Origin of the sequence: Pseudomonas sp. NFX183 (assembly GCF_047943075.1) — a bacterium.
Taxonomy (GTDB): Bacteria; Pseudomonadota; Gammaproteobacteria; order Pseudomonadales; family Pseudomonadaceae; genus Aquipseudomonas.
In genome coordinates, this window is sequence record NZ_CP181333.1 from 4897456 (window position 1) to 4911176 (window position 13721).

A 13721-nucleotide genomic window follows, 5' to 3' on the forward strand; every position below is an offset into this window, starting at 1 on the left:
AGCGTGCCACTGTATTTATATCAAGGATATAAATACAGTGGTGGCACTTGTGACTTAAATAATTCTTAATGTTGTCATCAATAGGCTTCATGTTAAACCTTGTTTCGCACATATAGAGCCAACTACGGCTCGCTCTTTTCAGTCGCAATGCAGTTGCCGGCTGTCAGTGTTATTTAATCTTCGCTTGTCACTAAAGCGTCAGTAAAAGGACATCATCATGAAACCTGCGAATCACACACCCACTCGCTGGACTCGGGCCGATGCGCTAAAAGTTAATGAAAATGACCCGACGACTACACAGCCGTTAGTGAGTCCTGACTTCCCTGTCATGAGTGACACCGTGTTTATTTGGGACACCATGCCATTGCGTGAACTGGATGGCACGGTGGTATCAATTAATGGTTGGTCGGTTATCTTCACGTTGACCGCAGACCGTCGCCCGCATGATCCACAATTCATCAATGCCGATGGCCGTTACGATATCAAGCGTGATTGGGAAGACCGCCACGGCCATGCGCGCATGTGCTACTGGTACTCGCGCACCGGCAAGGACTGGATCTTCGGTGGCCGCGTGATGGCTGAGGGGGTTTCGCCGACCACCCGCGAATGGGCAGGTACGCCGATCCTGCTCAACGACAATGGCGATATCGACCTGTATTACACCTGCGTAACGCCGGGGGCCACGATTGCCAAGGTCAGGGGCCGGGTCGTCACGTCGGACAGCGGCGTTACGCTTGAGGGCTTCACTGACGTCAAGTCGCTGTTCGAGGCTGATGGCACGTATTACCAGACCGAAGCGCAGAATGCGACGTGGAACTTTCGCGACCCCAGCCCGTTTATCGACCCCAACGACGGCAAGTTGTACATGGTGTTTGAAGGCAATGTCGCGGGCGAGCGCGGTACTCACGAAGTAGGCCCGGATGAACTCGGCCTGGTGCCACCTGGCCATGAAGGCGTCGGCGGTGCGCGGTACCAGGTCGGTTGCATTGGCATTGCTGTCGCCAAGGACCTCAACGGTGACGAATGGGAAATCCTGCCGCCACTGGTGACGGCGGTGGGCGTGAACGATCAAACCGAACGCCCGCATTATGTGTTCCAGGACAACAAGTACTACCTGTTCACCATCAGTCACAAGTTCACCTACGCCGACGGCGTGACGGGGCCGGATGGCGTCTACGGGTTTGTTGGCGATCATCTGTTTGGTCCCTACACGCCGATGAATGGCTCGGGGCTGGTACTTGGCAACCCACCATCGCAACCTTTCCAAACCTATTCCCATTGCGTGATGCCCAATGGCCTGGTGACGTCGTTTATCGACAGCGTGCCCACCACCGGCGGTGACTACCGTATCGGCGGCACCGAGGCGCCCACCGTGAGGATCGTATTGAAGGGGGACCGTTCGTTTGTGCAGGAGGCCTACGATTACGGTTACATCCCGGCAATGCGTGATGTTGTGCTGAGCTAGACCAGCCAAAAAGAAGCCACTCATTCGAGTGGCTTTTTTTATGGCTGTGATTCAGCGCCGCCCGGCCCGCGTACTCACATCCACCCACACCGCCAGCACCAGAATGCTGCCCTTCACAATCATCTGCCAGTAACTGTCCACATCCAGCATCGACATGCCGTTATCCAGGCTGGTAATCACCAGCGCGCCGAGCAACGCGCCATACACCGTGCCCGAGCCACCGCGCATCGAGGTGCCGCCGATAAAGCACGCGGCGATGGCATCCAGTTCACCCATGTTGCCCGCCGACGGTGAGCCCGCCGCGAGGCGCGCGGTGTTGACCAGGCCGGCGAGGGCGCACATCACGCCCATGATGCCGAAGATCCACAGCTTCACCGCCTGCACGTTGATGCCCGACAGCCGCGTGGCTTCCATGTTGCTGCCCACCGCATACACGCGGCGGCCGAACACGGTCTGGCTGGTGACGTAGCTGAATACGCCGAGCAGCACCAGCAACAACAGCACCGGCACCGGGATGCCGTCGTAGCTGTTGAGGGTGGTGACGAACCCCGCGAGCACCGCGCCGATCACAGCCACGCGCAGCCCATCACGCATCAGGGAGTGCGCGGCCAGGCTGTGCAGGGCGCGGTTACGCCGTTGTTTCCAGGTGAGGAACAGGGTCAGAGCGAACAGCAAAATCCCAAGGCCGATACCTACGCTGTGCGGCAAATACCCTTGGCCCACATACACCAGCGACGGTGACACCGGCGCGATGGTGGTGCCGCCGGTAATCCCCAGCAGAATCCCGCGAAACGCGAGCATGCCGCCCAGGCCGACGATAAACGACGGGATGCGCAGGTAGGCGGTCATGTAACCGTTGGCCAGCCCGAGCATCAGGCCGCAAAGTGCCACCAGGCTGAGGTTGGCCAGCAGCGGGATGTGATAGACCACATCCAGAATCGCCGCGAGCCCGCCCAGCAATCCGAGCAGTGAACCCACCGACAAATCGATCTCGCCGCTGATGATCACCAGCACCATGCCGCACGCCAGGATGCCAGTTATCGACATCTGCCGCAGCAAGTTGGAGAGGTTGCGTGGCGTCACGAAACCGCCCTCGGTCTGCCAGCTGAAAAACAGCCAGATAAACGCTACGGCAATCACCAGGGCGAGCATTTTGTAGCGGGTAAACAGCTGTTTGACGTGGTTCATCTACGCGGTCTTCCGATCATTATTGTTATGGCTGAGCGCGGCGGCGAGCACCTGTTCCTGGGTGAGGCCCTGGTTGATGAAATCACCGCGCAACTGGCCGTCGCCGATCACCAGCACGCGGTTGGAAACCCCCAGTACCTCGGCCAGCTCCGAGGAGACCATGATGATCGCCACGCCTTCGGCCGCCAGCGCGCACATCAGTGTGTAGATCTCATACTTGGCGCCCACGTCCACCCCACGCGTAGGCTCGTCGAGGATCAGCACCTTGGGCTTGGTCATCAGCATTTTTGCCAGCACGGCCTTTTGCTGATTGCCCCCGGACAGGCTGGTGATCGGCAAAAACGGGCTGGCGGTCTTGAGGTGCATACGCGCGATTTGCTGGTCGATGCTGCCCAGTTCGGCCTCGGCGTCGATGCGGGTCAGGTGCGCATAGGTATCGAGCACCGCCAGGGTGATGTTCTGGCCCACACCCAGGTCGGGAATGATGCCTTGGCGCTTGCGGTCTTCGGGCACCATGCACAGCCCGGCGCGGATCGATTTGAGCGGTGTGCGCGTGTCGATCACCTGGCCATCGAGCCACACTTCGCAGCTGTAGCGGCCGGGGTACGCGCCGAACAGCGCCGACACCAGCTCCGTGCGCCCAGCCCCCACCAGCCCGGCAATGCCGAGGATTTCCCCGCGCCTGAGCACAAAGGAAATATCGTCGACGCGTTTGCGCTTGGGGTTGTCCACGTCATAGCAGGTCACATTACGCGCTTCGAAAATCACCTCGCCGACCTCGTGAGGCTCGGTGGGGTAGAGGTTGCTCATCTCGCGGCCTACCATCTGGGTGATGATCTGCGGGATATCCATGTCGGCCATGGCGGTGGTAGCGATGTGTTTGCCATCGCGGATCACCGCGATGGTGTCGCACACCGCTGCCACTTCATCGAGCTTGTGCGAGATATACACGCAGGCCACACCCTTGGCCTTGAGGTCACGGATGATGTCCAGCAGTACGTCGATTTCCGAGCGGGTCAGGGCCGAAGAGGGCTCGTCGAGGATCAACAGGCGCGCCTGTTTGTTCAAGGCTTTGGCGATTTCCACCAGTTGCTGGTAGCCGCCGCCGTACTGTGAAACCGGCAGCGCCACGTTCATGTCCGGCACCTTGAGTTCACGCATCAGTGCCTGCGCACGATGAATCATCGCCGGGTAGTTCATGCGCCCGCCGGGCAAGGTCAGTTCGTGGCCCATAAAGATGTTTTCGGCCACCGACAGGTCCGGCACCAGCGTCAGCTCCTGGTGGATGATGACGATGCCCGCGGCCTCGGTTTCGCTGATCGACTGGGCCTTGAGTGGCTGCCCATCCCAGAGGATTTCACCGTCCCAGGTACCATACGGGTAAACCGCCGACAGCACCTTCATCAAGGTGGATTTGCCCGCACCGTTTTCACCGCACAGGCCGACACATTCCCCCGGCCGTACCTTGATATCGATGCCGTTCAGCGCCTTGACACCGCCAAAGGTTTTGACGATGCCGTTCATTTGCAGCAAGTAGTCGGCCATGGCGGTCACTGCCCGGCAATCTGCTCTTGGGTATAGAACCCGTCTTTCTCCAGCAGATCGATATTGGCCTTGGTCAACGGCGTAGGCGTGAGCAGGATGGTGTCGACCTTCTTGCTGCCGTTGTCGTATTGCGAGCTGTAGGTGGGTTTCTCATTGCGCGCCAGTTGCACCGAGAGTTTCGCCGCTTCTGAGGCGATCAGTTTGAGCGGCTTGTACACGGTCATGGTCTGGGTGCCGTCGATCACGCGCTTGACGGCAGCGAGGTCGGCGTCTTGCCCGGAAATCGGCACTTTGCCCGCGAGTTTCTGCGCGGCCAAGGCCTGGATCGCACCGCCGGCGGTGGCGTCGTTGGAGGCGACGATGGCGTCGATCTTGTTGTCGTTTCGGGTCAGGGCGTTTTCGACGATGCTCAGGGCTTCGGTGGGGTTCCATTCCTTGACCCACTGCTGGCCGACAATCTTGATGTCGCCCTTGTCGATGGCCGGTTGCAGCACTTTCATCTGGCCTTCGCGCAGCACCTTGGCGTTGTTGTCGGTGGGCGCGCCGCCGAGCAGGAAGTAGTTGCCTTTGGGCGCCGCTTGCAGCACTCCGTTGGCTTGCATCTCGCCGACTTTTTCATTATCGAAGGAAATGTAGGCGTCGATATCGGCGTTGAGGATCAGGCGGTCATAGGACACCACCTTGATACCGGCCTTCTTGGCTTCGGCAACGGCGTTGGTCAGCACGGTGGCGTTGAAAGGCACGATAACGATCACATCGACGCCTCGGGAGATGAGGTTTTCGATCTGCGAGATTTGCTTCTGTTCATTGGCATCCGCCGATTGTACGAAGACCTTGGCGTCGAGTTTTTCGGCCGCGGCGACGAAGTAATCACGGTCACGGGACCAGCGTTCCAGGCGCAAATCGTCAATGGAGAAACCGATTTTTGGATGGGCGGAATCGGCCATCACCGGCAGGGCGAGCATGGCCAGAGCAGTGGCGAGCAAGGTGCGTTTAAATGACTTCATGGTGGTGCGTCCTTTTATTGTTGTTGGAAAGACACGGTGTGACGACTGTAGGCGAACAGTGTAGTTGTGGCGAGCGGGCTTGCCCTGCGTTGGGCGGCGCAGCAGTCCCATTCCAGGCGACCCGTTCTACCTGAAATACCGCGGTGTCAGGTTTCAGGGCCGCTTCGCGCCCCAACGCGGGGCAAGCCCGCTCGCCACAGGCAGACACCCTGTCAGGTATAGATAAACCGGTTGACCACGCCTTCAAGCATCTCCTGCCGGCCACTCACGGCCTGCGGGTTCAGCTCGTGTGCAAAGGCGTGCTCGGCCAGTGACTCCAGGCTGAACTCACCGGCCAATACCGCCCGGCCCAATGGCTGGTTCCAGCCGGCATAACGCTGATCCTTGAACTGCTGCAGCCGGTCGTTCTGCACCATTGCCGCTGCGCGCTCCAGCGCCAGGGCCAGCACATCCATGGCGGCGACGTGGCCGTGGAACAGGTCGACATCGTCCAGGCTCTGGCGGCGGACTTTGGAATCGAAGTTGTAGCCGCCGTTCTTGAACCCGCCGGCCTTGAGGATTTCGTAGGTGGCCAGGGTCATCTCCTCGACGCTATTGGGGAACTGGTCGGTGTCCCAGCCGTTCTGCGGGTCGCCACGGTTGGCGTCGATACTGCCGAAGATCCCGAGGGACACGGCGGTGGCGATCTCATGATGAAAACTGTGACCGGCGAGGGTCGCGTGGTTGGCCTCGATATTCACTTTGATCTCGTGTTCCAGGCCGTACTCATGCAGGAAACCGAACACCGTGGCGCTGTCGTAATCGTATTGGTGTTTGGTCGGCTCCTGGGGCTTGGGCTCAATCAACAGGTCGCCCGTAAAGCCGATCTTGTGCTTGTGCTCCACCACCATGCGCATAAAGCGTCCGAGCTGTTCGCGCTCGCGTTTGAGGTCAGTATTGAGCAGGGTTTCGTAGCCCTCGCGGCCGCCCCACAGCACATAGTTGGCACCCTTGAGCCGCAGCGTGGCATTCATTGCGCTGAACACCTGCGCGGCGGCGTAGGCGAACACCTCCGGGTCCGGGTTGCTGGCAGCGCCGGCGGCAAAGCGCGGGTTGCTGAAGCAGTTGGCGGTGCCCCACAGCAATTTGATGCCGGTCTGTTCCTGGTGGCGCTCCAGGTGGTCGACCATTTGCGCAAAATGGTTGCGGTACGCCTTGATCGAGGTGCCTTCGGGGGCAACGTCGGTGTCGTGAAAGCTGTAGTAGTCGATGCCCAGTTTGGAGAAAAACTCGAACGCCGCTTCCGCCTTGCCGATGGCCAGTTCCATCGGGTCGCCGGTGCGCTGCCAGGGGCGTTTGAAGGTGCCTACACCAAACATATCCGCCCCTGGCCACACGAAGGTGTGCCAATAACAGGCTGCCATGCGCAGGTGCTCGCGCATGGGTTTGCCGAGGATGATTTTGTTGGCGTCATAGTGGCGAAAGGCGAGGGCAGAGTCGCTGCTGGGGCCTTCGAAGCGAACCTTCTCGACACCGGGGAAGTACGGCATGGCGATTTCCTTATTGTTCTTGGCGGTGACTCGATACTAGCAACGGCATCGGGACTGCCGATTATGAAAATCACCAAGCCATGGTGCGATTTTGACTAGAGAGGTCTAGGCTGTGGCGACCGGCTTTAAGGATAAAAACAATGAAAACCCTACCGCCTGTTCACCGCATCGCCTTGCTGTTCAATGGCAGCAAGATCTACGACCGGGGCATCATCACCGGCATCGGCAATTACCTGAGCAGCACGCGCGTGTCCTGGGACCTGTTTCTTGAAGAAGACTTTCTGTGTCGCCTCAAGGGCATCGAACGCTGGCAGGGCGACGGCATCATCGCCGACTTTGATGACCCGCTGATCGGCGAGGCGCTGGCCGACATCAAGCTGCCGGTGGTGGCGGTGGGCGGCTCCTATCAGGATGCGCGTGCCTACCCGAAGGGCATTCCCTATGTAGCCACCGACAACCGTGCGTTGATGAAGCTGGCGTATGAGCATTTGATCGAGGCAGGCCTGCGCCGTTTTGCCTGTTTCAGCCTGCCGGAAGCCCAGGCCAATCGCTGGGCCCAGGAGCGTGAGAAAGCCTTCCGCCGTCTGTTGCAACGCGATGGCCTGCACGTGGAGGTCTACCGCGGCCTGGGCACCAGCGCACCGTTGTGGGACAGCGCCGTGGAACAGCAGATTGCCTGGCTGCACAGTTTGCCCAAGCCCATCGGCATCATTGCCGTCACCGACGCCCGCGCACGGCAGTTGCTGCAAGCCTGCCTCACTGCCGGCATTGCCGTGCCCGAAGAAGTCGCATTGATCGGCATCGACAATGACCCGCTGACTCGCACGCTGACGCGCGTGCCGTTGAGTTCAGTCATCCAGGGCACCGAGACCATGGGCCGCACGGCCGCGGCGCTGCTGCACCAGATGCTGCACGGCAAACCCTGCGCGGGCACACAGATTCTGGTGCCGCCGGATGCGATCAATGTGCAGGCGTCCAGCTTGCATCAACCGTTGGGTAACCCGTACGTGATGCAGGCGCTGTTGTTTATCCGCCAGTACGCTTGCCAGGGCATCAAGACCGCCCAAGTGGCGGCCTATGTTGGCGTTTCGCGCTCCTCCCTCGAATCACACTTTCGCAAGGCGCGCGGCTGCAGCGTGCACGATGAGATCCTGCGCTTCAAACTCGCAGCCGCCGCCAAGGGCCTGGAAAACCAAACCCTGGCGATTGCCGACATCGCGGCGCGCTGCGGCTTCAAATCGGCGCAGTACCTGCACACCGTGTTTCGACGGGAGTTTGGGTGTACGCCGCGTGAGTATCAGCACACAGCGGCTTCATAATGTCGGCAGACGCGGGGAAAGGATAAGGACATGCGGTATTACTTACTCAGGCCGGATCACTCCGTGCCGGAGAAATGGGTGCTTGGAGACATACGGCACGTTAATAACTGGCACTTCAGTAATCCGCCGCCCAATTACATGGAGCCTGGCACGTACACCCTCGACGTCAGGTTCGAAGGGGTTGAGGTTGATTACGCGCTGGCGGGTTATGGCAGTGTCCCGGTATTGAGCAGAAGAGCACGTGATGCATTAGTGGGCTTGCCGGAGGTGGATAAGCCTTATCACCATCTCGTACTTGAGCCGGTGCACATCGCGAACACGCACGTTGAACAGGACTATTTCGTGATGATCATCGAGACGCAGGTTGAGTGCGTTGATCAACAACGCTCGGAATATCAGCGGTATGCCGTGGATGATCCGGTGCGGCCGGACCGGGCGGGGGATTATCGCGGCTTTACCAGGCTCGTTATTGATCCGGTAAACGTAGGTGGACGAGATATTTTCAGGCTTAAGCACTATCTGGGTGCAATCATCGTCAGCGAAGAGGTAAAGCGTCGCTTCGAGAGCGCAGGGGTAGTCGGGATGGCGTTTGATTCGGTAAATGGTGACACAACCACTGTGACCTGACAGGCGCGAGACGCAGCTGGCGCTCGCGCCTCGGCCCTTATCCGGTCAGAAAGTGGCCTTCACCTGTAAACCCACTACCAGCGCGTTGTCGATGTTCTCACCGGAAAACGCCCCCGGCTCGATGATGTATTGCACATCCGGGCGCAACGTCAGCCACGGCGTGGCCTGGTAGCCGTAACTGAGTTCGATCAGTTGCTCGGCATTGTTCAGGTTGGGGTAGTCGGTGCCCGCGTTGAACGCCGCCAATTCCTGCACATCCCGACTGCGCGGGTTCGGCACCGCACGGCCATAACCCAGGGCGACGGTGTCGCGCGGGCGGCCTTCGAACGGTTTGTACAGCACCACGCCCGCGCCATACCACTTGCTGAACGGCGAGGCAGCCTCGCTGGCGGCCGAGTATTGGCCGAAGGCGTGCAGCACGCGACCGGCTGATGTGCTGGACGCCCACACGGCCTGGTCGATCAGCAGGTAGTGACCGCCGCGCCCGCTGACTTCTTTGTTGCTACCGATGCGTTTGACGTCGGAGCTGTCGTAGTAGTAACCCAGCTTGTATTCGCCCGGCAGCGTGCCCGCGTGTTTGTAGACCAACTCGATCGGTACCACGGTGCCGGTGGTGCGTTTAGGGTCCAGACGCCAGGCGCGGCTGGAGTTGCCGTTACTGTCCGGGTCGACATTGAACGCTGCCACGCGCAGTTGCCAGGATGGCGAGAAATCGTATTTCACCCGCGCGCCGAGGCGCGCATTCGGGTAGTTGGTCCAGCCGCTGCCGCCGGACATGTTCAGCGGGTGCCCACAGAAACCGGCGTTCATGAAGTTGCACAGGATGCCGCTGTCGAGGCCGCCGAGGTCATTGCCCATGGCCATGTAGCCCAGCTTGATGTTCAGCGCGGGGGTGAACAGCGTGCGTTCGTAGCTCAACTCGGTGAGGCGGGTGTAGAGGCCGCCGTAGTTTTCCTGGATCGGCAGGCGGTTGCCCACCAGGTCTTCGGAGGCGCTGTTGCCGCGCCGGTCGTTGATGGTCAGCTGGATGCGGTCGCCGTTGTTGAAACCGTAGAGCTTGCCCAGGTCGAACTGCACGCCAAGCTTGATGTTTTGCGAGTACCGCGCCGAACGGTGTTGGCCGCCGTCGGCGTTGTAGGCGGTTTCGCCGCTGTAGTCGCCGGTGAAGCGGATGCCTTGCTCGTCGAGTTCACGGCGCAGGCCGCCCCAGTCGCCGGTCAGGGTGGTGTCGTCGGCTTGAACGGGCAGGGCGGCAGCAAAGGCCAGGCCCAGCACCAGGCGGCCAAGGGGCAGATGAGAAGTGGGGGTCATGCGTGGTTTTCCAGACAAAAAGCGCGGTGCCGGAGGGCGACACCGCGCGAACACGGGGTTATGGCAGGGCGTAGGCGATCACGTAGTCGCCACGGTCAGTGGACTGGCGCGCGCCGCCGGCGGTGATGACGATGTATTGCTTGCCGGTTTTCGGCGACACATAGGTCATCGGGCCGCCTTGGCTGCCCACCGGCAGGCGGGCTTTCCAGACTTCATCACCGTTGCCGCTGTTGAAGGCGCGCAGGTAGAAGTCCTGGGTGCCGGCGATAAAGATCAGGCCGCCCTGGGTGGACAGCGTGCCGCCGAGGGTCGGCAGGCCAATCTTGATCGGCAGGTGCATGCGGATGCCCAGCGGGCCGGTGTCTTCAACCGTGCCCACCGGCACTTGCCAGGCGATCTGCTGGGTCTTCATGTCGATGGCGGTCAGGGTGCCGAACGGCGGCGCCTGGCACGGGATGCCGGCCACCGAGAGGAAGCGGTTTTTGTTCACCGCATACGGCGTGCCCTTGAGCGGTACGGCGCCCATGCCGGTGTTCAGCGCTTCGCCACCGGACGAGGCCTGGGCCTTGTTCTGCGACGGGATCATCTGGATCCACAGGCCCAGGCGCATGTCGTTGACGAAGATAAAGCCATGCACCGGGTCGGTGGAAATACTGCCCCAGTTCATGCCGCCCAGGGAGCCTGGGAAACTCAGCGATTTATCGGTGCCCGGCGCGGTGTACAGGCCTTCGTAGCGCATGCCCTTGAAGTCGATACGGCACAGCAACTGGTCGTAGGGCGTGGCGCCCCACATGTCCGATTCGTTCAGGGTTTGCGCGCCGATCTGCGGCATGCCCACGGATTTAGGCTGGGTCAACGAGTACGGCTCGTTGGGAATGTTCGCGGCCTTGACCGGCACTTCCTTGACGTCTGTGAGCGGCTTGCCGGTGGCGCGGTCGAGCACGTAGATCTGCCCGGCCTTGGTGCCGATCACTACAGCCGGTACTGCCTTGTCGCTGCCCGGTGGGGTGAAGTCGATCAAGCTCGGCTGCATCGGCAGGTCGAAGTCCCACAGGTCGTTGTGGACGGTCTGGTACACCCACTTTTCTGCGCCGGTGGAGGCGTCCAGCGCCAGCACCGAGGCGCCGTATTTGTGATTCAGTTGGGTACGTTCAACGCCATAGATGTCGGTGGACGAGCTGCCCATCGGCAGGAAAACCGTGTTCATCAGCGGGTCGTACGACATCGGCGCCCAGCTGTTCGGCGTGCTGCGCACGTAGGTGCTGCCGGCGGCTGGCGCTTGCTTGTCTTCGGGGTTGCCCGGGTCGAAGGCCCAGCGCATTTGGCCGGTGATCACGTCGAAACCACGGATCACGCCGCCTGGCATGTCGGTTTGTACGTTGTCGGCGACGCGGCCACCGACGACGACGGTGGTGCCGGCCATCAACGGTGCCGACGACAATTGGTAGTAGCTGTCCGGCACATCGCCCAGGCCGGCTTTGAGGTCCACTTGGCCGTGGGTGCCGAAGTCTTCGCAGAATTTGCCGGTGTCGGCATCCACCGCGATCAGGCGTGCATCAATGGTGTTGGTCAGCAGGCGACGCTGGCACTGGGCACCGGCCGCCACGCTGGCAGCCATGATCGGCGAGCTGTTGGGTTGGGTCGGCTGGGCAATGGGCGCGGTGGCGTCGAAATACGCCATGCCACGGCAACGCTGCCACACCGCCGATTTGGCGTTGACTTCGTTCTTCCACAGCTCTTTGCCGGTGTCGGCGTCCAGTGCGATCAGGTTGTTGTGCGGTGTGCAGATGAACACTTTGTTGCCGATCTGCAGGGGCGTCAGTTGGTCTTCGGCACCGTTGCCGTCGCTGATGGCAACGTCGCCGGTGTGGTAGGTCCACGCCACTTTGAGCTTGTTGACGGTGTCGCGGTTGATCTGGTCCAGCGCGGCAAACCGGCTGCCGCCTTCGGTGTTGCCGTAGTGGGCCCAGTCTTTCTGCGCGTCGGCGGCAGCCACCGGCGTGATGCCCGGGCCTTTACCGGTGGGCGCCACGCTTGGGTGCGCCACGAACATGTTGCCTGCAGCGACGGCCACGCCCACTGCCAATACGGCAGCAATGCCATACGCGCCGCGAGCCGGCTTGCCGACCAGCAGCGGATACACCAACGCCACCACCACGCCGATCACCGCAAACATGAACAGCCGCGAGAACAGCGGCCAGTACACCAGCCCTACATCCGCCACCGCCCAGACCGCCGTGCCCACCAGAAAGGCGGCGAACAACCACGCGCCAGCCGGGTTGCGTCGCGCGATCAACAGGCCGGAAACGGCCATGGCCACGCCACCGATCAGGAAGTACCAGGAACCGCCCAGGCTGACCAGTTTGGCGCCGCCAACGGCCAGGGCCACGCCGAGCAGGGCAATGATGATGCCCAGGCCCAGCAGGAGATATCGTGAGGCGCCAGCGGCGCGGGATGCTCGTTTCATGTCGACAGGACTCGAAGGTGAGTGACTAAAGGTCGAATGTTAGCAAGATAAGTAACTGGTTAGTACATTCTACTGGGTAATAGTCTGTTACAGGCTTTGGGATGATGGTGTTGCAAACCGCCTTGAAGTGGCAAGCAGGCTTTTTTGTGTGGCAAGCAGGCTTTGTGTGGTGAGCAGGCTTTGTGTGGTGAGCAGGCTTGCCCTGCGTTGGGCTGCGAAGCAGTCCTGAAAACAAACACCGCGTTCTGGCTGGCAGACCGCGGTGTTTTTATTGGGGCCGCTTCGCAGCCCAACGCAGGGCAAGCCTGCTCGCCACTCTTCACTTCAGGGAGGCGAGAAACTCGGCTACACACGCCATGCACGCTTCACGCTCTTCAACATGCGGCATGTGGCTGGACTGCTCGAAAATCTGCCAGCGCACGTCGCGGATGCCGTCGGCAAACGGCTGCACCGTGGCCGGTGTGGCTTCGTCGAAGCGCCCGGAGATCAGCAGCGTGGGCACCAGGATTCGCGCCAGGCGATCAATGATCGTCCAGTTGCGCATGCTGCCGATCACATGGAACTCAGTGGGACCATTCATCGCGTGGTAGACGGTGGGGTCTTCTTCGATGGCGGCATTGGTGCGCTCAACTTCGGCCGGTATCGGTTGGGTACGGCACACATGGCGCGCGTAAAACACTTCCGCTGCGGCGAGGTATTCAGCGGTGTCGGTGGTGCCGGCGGCTTCATGGCGCAGCAAGGTGGCCTGCACCTCGGGCGGCAGCGCTTGGCGCAGTTCATTGGCCGCTTCACACCACAAGTCCATCGAGGCTGGCGAGTTGGCAATAATCAATGCTTTCAAGCCGGCAGGCTGGCGCACCGCGTGCTCGGCGCCGAGCATGCCGCCCCAGGACTGGCCCAGCAGCGCGTAGTCGCTGATCTCAAGGTGCTCGACCAGGTTGTCCAGCTCTGCCAGGAACAGTTCCACGCTCCAGAAATCGACAGAGGCGCCGGGTAAGTGGGTCGAGCGGCCATTGCCGACCTGATCGTAGTGCACCACCGCACGGCCCGTGGCGGCCAGGTCTTTGAAACTGTCGACGTAATCATGGGTGCAGCCCGGGCCGCCGTGGGCGACGATCAAGGGCAGGCGCCCTGAATTCAAGTCGCCGGTGACCCGGAACCACGTCCGATAGCCACGGAAATCGGCATAACCTTCGCGAACCAGCATGTTCTGTACCTCATTGGGATCGATGCGGTACAGGCTAGCCAAAACGGCGCGTCAGG

At 61.0% G+C, this 13721-nt stretch carries 10 protein-coding genes; 3 read left to right on the forward strand and 7 right to left on the reverse strand.

Annotated features, from left to right (window positions below; translation table 11 throughout):
* Positions 1–217 precede the first annotated feature (217 nt).
* The gene (locus tag ACM530_RS23035) at positions 218–1465 is read left to right on the forward strand and encodes a glycoside hydrolase family 68 protein (RefSeq protein WP_416363238.1); all 1248 of its coding nucleotides are present in this window, start codon (positions 218–220) and stop codon (positions 1463–1465) included.
* A 51-nt stretch (positions 1466–1516) separates the two neighbouring features.
* Here the strand turns inward: ACM530_RS23035 and ACM530_RS23040 are convergent, their stop codons facing one another.
* The 4 genes from ACM530_RS23040 to xylA all read right to left on the reverse strand — a co-directional run bounded on the left by ACM530_RS23040 (position 1517) and on the right by xylA (position 6734).
* Positions 1517–2653 carry a sugar ABC transporter permease gene (locus ACM530_RS23040; RefSeq protein ID WP_416363239.1) on the reverse strand — a complete coding sequence of 379 codons (1137 nt, stop codon included), beginning with the start codon at positions 2651–2653 and terminating at the stop codon, positions 1517–1519.
* Positions 2654–4198, reverse strand: a complete 1545-nt coding sequence (xylG, locus tag ACM530_RS23045) for a D-xylose ABC transporter ATP-binding protein (protein ID WP_404483210.1) — start codon at positions 4196–4198, stop codon at positions 2654–2656. It abuts the gene before it with no gap.
* 5 nt (positions 4199–4203) lie between these two features.
* Positions 4204–5205, reverse strand: a complete 1002-nt coding sequence (gene xylF / locus ACM530_RS23050) for a D-xylose ABC transporter substrate-binding protein (RefSeq protein ID WP_416363240.1) — start codon at positions 5203–5205, stop codon at positions 4204–4206.
* Positions 5206–5417: 212 nt separating this feature from the next.
* Positions 5418–6734 carry a xylose isomerase gene (xylA, locus tag ACM530_RS23055; RefSeq protein ID WP_145164817.1) on the reverse strand — a complete coding sequence of 439 codons (1317 nt, stop codon included), beginning with the start codon at positions 6732–6734 and terminating at the stop codon, positions 5418–5420.
* A gap of 140 nt (positions 6735–6874) precedes the next feature.
* Between xylA and ACM530_RS23060 the strand changes: the two genes are divergently transcribed.
* Both ACM530_RS23060 and ACM530_RS23065 read left to right on the forward strand, forming a co-directional pair.
* Complete coding sequence (locus tag ACM530_RS23060) at positions 6875–8053, forward strand: XylR family transcriptional regulator (RefSeq protein WP_145164819.1); 1179 nt, start codon at positions 6875–6877, stop codon at positions 8051–8053.
* Between the two features lie 30 nt (positions 8054–8083).
* A complete protein-coding gene (locus tag ACM530_RS23065; protein ID WP_416363241.1) occupies positions 8084–8680 on the forward strand; it encodes an imm11 family protein in 597 nt (198 codons plus the stop codon).
* A gap of 45 nt (positions 8681–8725) precedes the next feature.
* Here the strand turns inward: ACM530_RS23065 and ACM530_RS23070 are convergent, their stop codons facing one another.
* The 3 genes from ACM530_RS23070 to ACM530_RS23080 form a co-directional block, all read right to left on the reverse strand.
* Entirely contained in the window at positions 8726–9991 is a 1266-nt protein-coding gene (locus ACM530_RS23070) for a carbohydrate porin (protein ID WP_416363242.1), read from the reverse strand.
* A gap of 58 nt (positions 9992–10049) precedes the next feature.
* Complete coding sequence (locus ACM530_RS23075) at positions 10050–12458, reverse strand: glucose/quinate/shikimate family membrane-bound PQQ-dependent dehydrogenase (protein WP_416363243.1); 2409 nt, start codon at positions 12456–12458, stop codon at positions 10050–10052.
* A 319-nt stretch (positions 12459–12777) separates the two neighbouring features.
* Positions 12778–13665, reverse strand: a complete 888-nt coding sequence (locus ACM530_RS23080) for a proline iminopeptidase-family hydrolase (protein ID WP_416363244.1) — start codon at positions 13663–13665, stop codon at positions 12778–12780.
* Positions 13666–13721: the final 56 nt, after the last annotated feature.